Origin of the sequence: Anaerorhabdus sp., from assembly GCF_036657415.1 — a bacterium.
Classification (GTDB): domain Bacteria; phylum Bacillota_I; class Bacilli_A; order Erysipelotrichales; family Erysipelotrichaceae; genus Anaerorhabdus.
Genome location: NZ_JAVXGL010000001.1, coordinates 79,423 through 83,882, shown reverse-complemented (window position 1 = coordinate 83,882; position 4,460 = coordinate 79,423). Strand labels below are relative to the sequence as shown.

Sequence of the window (4,460 nt, the reverse complement as noted above, 5' to 3'; positions counted from 1 at the left end):
CAATTACTTTACTTACTACTGCCTTTGATCCCTTTCAAGCATTTTTTCTCAGCTTGATGGTAAATGCTCGTCATATTTTTTATGGGCTAGCAATGCTTGATAAATATAAAGGACTTGGAAAGGTAAAGAATTTTTTAATTTATACTCTTTGTGATGAAACATTCTCCATTACATCCAGTGTTAATCCACCTGAAAACTGTGACCTAAAATCATTTTACTTTTGTATATCCTTTCTTGATTATATTTATTGGATTGGTGGAACGTTACTTGGAAGTATTTTAGGAACTTTTATCGCATTCAATACCGCTGGTTTAGATTTTGCTTTAACCGCATTATTTGTTGTACTCTTTATCGAACAAATTCGTATTAAGGAAAATCGTATAGCTGGATGCATCGGTTTAGGATGTACTCTACTTTCATTATTTTTATTCGGCGGAAATAACCTCGTCATCCCTGCAATGGGATTCATATTAACGTTATTGCTTGTAAGGAGGAAAATAATATGCCACTAACACCACTAGAAACATTACTTACAATACTTGCGATAACATTGGGTACAATGATTACACGTTTTACACCCTTTATTTTATTTCCCGAATCAAAAGAACTACCACCTATTATTTCTTATTTAGGCAAAGTATTACCCCCTGCAATGATGGGACTTTTAGTTATTTATTGCCTCAAAAATATTTCGCCGATTATCGCTCCATATGGAATACCTGAGTTGATTGCGATTGCCTTTACAAGTATCATTCATCTTTGGAAGCGTAATGTCTTGTTAAGCATCGGTACCGGGACACTTATCTATATGTTTCTAATTCAAGTAATCTTTATTTAATTCTTTTCTAAAGCATACTAAAACCTCGTAGGGTAAACACTATTTATTAAGTGCTATTCTTACAAGGTTTATTTTTATATTCATTTATCTTTTTACTGGTATTTCAATACGAATGCAATAGTCCTCTGGACTTTGAATCGCAATATGATCGAGGTGATACTCTAAATAAATTTCACCACATTGAACATATTTATTTTTCTTCATAAACGTCAAGAATTGTTTAATAATAGTAGTAGAATTCCAGGTACTACTCAAAGCATACATCGCTAAATATTGACCCGCTGGTTTTATTGCATTTTTATTTCGCTTAGTCTTAAAATAATATTGAGAAACTTCAATTTCTTTCTCATTGTATAACTTATCTCGATTGACAATAACACCTAATGGATAAACAATATTAATTCCTTTTTCTAATGCATAATCAAATGAAATAGATTCCGCTTCCTCTTCGTCCATCCCTTCTGGGATTTCTTTACATAAAAATATTTCTTCTTTTTCTTTAAATTCAAGAAAGATTTTTTCTTTTTCTTCAAGTGTAGCACGTTTTGCCATTTGACCATATACTTGCATTATATCTCTTGTTTCTTTTAATCGTGCTATTTCTTCTTGAATTAATTTATCCTGTTTATTAAATAACTCCATCATTTTTTGGGGATTTCTTTCTTGCGAATATTTTTTTATTTCTTCCAGTCCAACACCAATTCCTCGTAATGAAGTAATTAAATACGCTGAACTTAATTGCTTTCTTGAATAACTCCGATATCCATTTGCTTCTCTTTTTTCAGGTACAAGTAATCCTGCGTTATCATAGAATCGTAAATTATCTCTATTAATTCCTGTTAGCTTTGAAAATTCAGATATTGTTAAGTTTTTCTTTTGAATCATTTTATAACCTTCTTTTCTTTATTCACTTGACATTGAAGTCACTTCATAGTTTATTGTACCACTTGTGGCTATAAATTTATATCATTACAAGGAGGTACGTTATGAAATTTTTTATTCAATTTATAAAAGACTATAAAGTAAAAATGATAATTACATTAATACTTTTAGTTGGTCAAATAGGAGGAACTTTACTTATTCCGAAATTAGTTGCGACAATGATTGACAATGGTATTTTAAAAAGTGATTTTAATGTTGTTATTAACGTTGGAATATCTATGCTTATTTTCGCAATACTAACAACCATTATTTCAACAATTGGAAGTTGGGTAACAAGTGATTTAGGATCATTATTTGGAAGAGAAATGAGAACGAAACTATTTAAGAAAACACAAGAATTATCACTACAACAATTTGATTCTTTTGGTATATCTTCAATGATTACACGTTCTACTTCTGATATAACAAATCTCCAACAAACACTTGGCATGATTCTACAGCTTGTGCTTCCTGCCCCCATTATTCTTATTGTTTCAATTGCAATGACTGCTTCAGTTAATCAAACACTTGCGCTCATTCAATTTAGCTTTATCATCTTATTATTTTTTCTTTCTATTTATGTTATTCGTAAATCAAACCATCTTTCATCTACTATTCAATTACGCTTAGATCGCATCAATAAAGTAGTGCGTGAATCTATTACTGGTGTTCGTGTTATCCGTGCTTTTGGCAATGAAAATTACGAAAAGAATCGCTGTTATAATTCTTATACAAGTTATGCAAATAATATGATTAAGCTAAACCGTTTATATGCAATTTTTTATCCAGCAGTATGGTTGATGATGGGAGCAATCATGGTTGTAGTTTTATTTGTAGGTGGTTCATATTCATTGATTGGTGCAATGGAAATTGGTGAAATTTCTGCTGTTATTGAATATGCAATTTTATCCATGGGATATTGCATTATGGCAGTTTCAACATTAACCACATTACCTAAAGCACAAGCCTGTCTCAACCGTTTAGAAGAAGTGCTTGATTTGAATCCGAGTATCACTGATCTTTTTAGTTCTCAAACAAATTCTAAAAATGCAGTTGCTCCAGTCATTGAATTTAATCATGTTACTTTCAGCTATGATGGAGCCGAACAACCCGTTATTAATGATCTATCATTTACCATGAATCTCAATGAAACTACCGCTATCATTGGAAGCACTGGTTCTGGTAAAAGTACCATTGTTGATTTACTTTTACGAATTCATGAACATCAAACAGGAACAATCAATCTTAATGGGGCAAATACAAAAATAATGACTCAAGAAGAATTACGAAATCAAATTGGTTATGTTCCTCAAAAAGCATTCTTATTTAGTGGAACAATTAGAAGTAACTTACTTCTAGCAAATCCTACCGCAAGTGAAGGTGAACTATGGCAAGCATTAGAAATTGCCCAAGCAAAAAACTTCGTCTCTTCTCTTGATGATGGTTTAGACTCCCTCGTATCACAAGGTGGATCAAACTTTTCCGGCGGTCAACGTCAACGATTATCAATAGCTCGTGCACTTGTTAAAAAAACTAATCTCTTTATTTTCGATGATTGCTTCTCTGCACTTGATGTTAAAACAGATAAAGTATTGCGCCAACAACTACATCTTCATGTTCATGAACAAGCTAAGTTAATTATCGCTCAACGTGTAAGTAGTATTCTTGATGCCGATCAAATTCTTGTCTTGGATCAAGGACGTCTTGTCGGCAAAGGAAAACATCATGAACTTTTAGAAAGTTGTGCGATTTATCGTGCAATAGTTGATAGCCAAATTAATACAAAGGAGGTTACTGTATGACAGCAAACGATGAAATCATTATTGAAGATATCCCCAAAAACACGTCCAAAACAATTAAACGTTTTATATCCTATATTTTTCTTGAAAAGAAAAAGTTATTAATTATTGCATTCGCAACAGTACTAAGTTCACTCACATTAGCCGCTATGCCAATTACCATGGGTATGGGAATCGATCGACTCATTGAGGCAATTAATACATATGATCCAAACATAGGTGTACTACCTACAATTATTAAATCTTTGGGCTATCCAATTATGTTGATGATTATCACTTTCTCCAGTAGTTGTTTACTTGCATATCTTCAACAATATTTAGTTGCGAGTGTTGGTGAACATATCACATTAAAGCTAAGAAAAGAAATAAGCAGTAAACTCAATCGTTTACCTTTACGCTATTTTGATATGCATCAGCCTGGTGAAATCATGAGTCGTATTACCAATGATTTAGAGAAGGTCGCAACCGTTTTACAGGTTGGTTTAATGCAACTTATTTCATCTTCATTTACGATTATATTCTCTGTGATTGTTATGTTTAGACTTAGTCCACAGCTTTTCTTTATTGTTTTAATTTCGCTTACATTAAGTTTACTTGCCACTGGTTATGTTTCAACCATTGCACAAAAAGCTTATGGTGAAAACATGGCATCATTAAGTGCGTTAACAAGTAAAGTTGAAGAAGTATTTACAGGAAATCGAATCATCAAGACATTTAATCACCAACAAGCAACATTACTTTCTCTTGAGGAATTAAATCAAAGGCAATTTATTGCTCAACGAAAAGCACAATTTGCAGATTATACCATCTACCCTGTAATGCGTTTTCTAGGGCAATTAGGATTCATTGCCTCAGCACTTGTAGGTGGACTTATGGCTTTAAATGGTACATTAAGTATCGGT

At 32.4% G+C, this 4,460-nt stretch carries 5 protein-coding genes; 4 read left to right on the top strand and 1 reads right to left on the bottom strand.

What is annotated here, in order from left to right; genetic code table 11:
* A partial coding sequence (locus RSB60_RS00395; RefSeq protein WP_332613816.1) for an AzlC family ABC transporter permease occupies positions 1–512 on the top strand: 512 nt, incomplete at its 5' end.
* A complete protein-coding gene (locus RSB60_RS00390; RefSeq protein ID WP_332613814.1) occupies positions 503–838 on the top strand; it encodes a branched-chain amino acid transporter permease in 336 nt (111 codons plus the stop codon). The genes RSB60_RS00395 and RSB60_RS00390, both read left to right, overlap by 10 nt.
* A gap of 84 nt (positions 839–922) precedes the next feature.
* Here RSB60_RS00390 and RSB60_RS00385 read toward each other — a convergent pair whose 3' ends face one another.
* Positions 923–1,723: a MerR family transcriptional regulator gene (locus RSB60_RS00385; RefSeq protein WP_332613812.1), complete on the bottom strand. Its 801-nt coding sequence runs from the start codon at positions 1,721–1,723 to the stop codon at positions 923–925.
* A 101-nt stretch (positions 1,724–1,824) separates the two neighbouring features.
* Between RSB60_RS00385 and RSB60_RS00380 the strand changes: the two genes are divergently transcribed.
* Together RSB60_RS00380 and RSB60_RS00375 are read left to right on the top strand one after the other, a co-directional pair.
* Positions 1,825–3,561 carry an ABC transporter ATP-binding protein gene (locus RSB60_RS00380; protein ID WP_332613809.1) on the top strand — a complete coding sequence of 579 codons (1,737 nt, stop codon included), beginning with the start codon at positions 1,825–1,827 and terminating at the stop codon, positions 3,559–3,561.
* The coding region (locus tag RSB60_RS00375; RefSeq protein ID WP_332613807.1) for an ABC transporter permease at positions 3,558–4,460 on the top strand (903 nt) is incomplete at its 3' end. The genes RSB60_RS00380 and RSB60_RS00375, both read left to right, overlap by 4 nt.

Coding starts and splice junctions, on each gene's coding strand:
- RSB60_RS00390 (WP_332613814.1), top strand. CDS start 503: ATGCCACTAACACCACTAGAAACATTACTTACAATACTTGCGATAACA.
- RSB60_RS00385 (WP_332613812.1), bottom strand. CDS start 1,723: ATGATTCAAAAGAAAAACTTAACAATATCTGAATTTTCAAAGCTAACA.
- RSB60_RS00380 (WP_332613809.1), top strand. CDS start 1,825: ATGAAATTTTTTATTCAATTTATAAAAGACTATAAAGTAAAAATGATA.